The 427-nt window shown below is 55.3% G+C and carries 1 protein-coding gene; it reads left to right on the plus strand.

The window, feature by feature from the left end; all coding sequences use genetic code 11:
- Positions 1–128: 128 nt before the first annotated feature.
- A partial coding sequence (locus AC1DLB_RS32210; protein WP_477786562.1) for a CHASE3 domain-containing protein occupies positions 129–427 on the plus strand: 299 nt, incomplete at its 3' end.

Raw genomic sequence — 427 nt, forward strand, 5'->3', positions numbered from 1 at the left:
GAATAACCGCTCCTTTGCGCCGGAGCAGTGAAATGCAGGGTATTGCCGAAAAACGTGTCAGAAAAATGGATCCCCTCGGCCGATTTGGGGCAGACTCGATGGCATCCAACAGTTCGACAAGGCTTCCCATGACCTCTGCGCCTGCGGTTGATGAGCAACGATTCCGTAAACTCCTGAGCCGCAACGTCAGCCTGCCGTTGGGTGTCGGTGTCATCAGCGCGGCGTTCTTTGTCTTGCTGATCACCTATCTGCTGTCGGTGATCCAGTGGGTCCAGCACTCGGACCGGGTGATCAATAATGCCAATGAAGCGGTAAAACTGACCGTCGATCTGGAAACCGGTATGCGCGGTTTCCTGCTCAGTGGCGACGAGCAATTTCTCGAGCCCTATGAGACGGCCAAGCCAAGAATAACGGTCGCCCTCAATAC

Source organism: Pseudomonas sp. 05N434 (assembly GCF_056396965.1).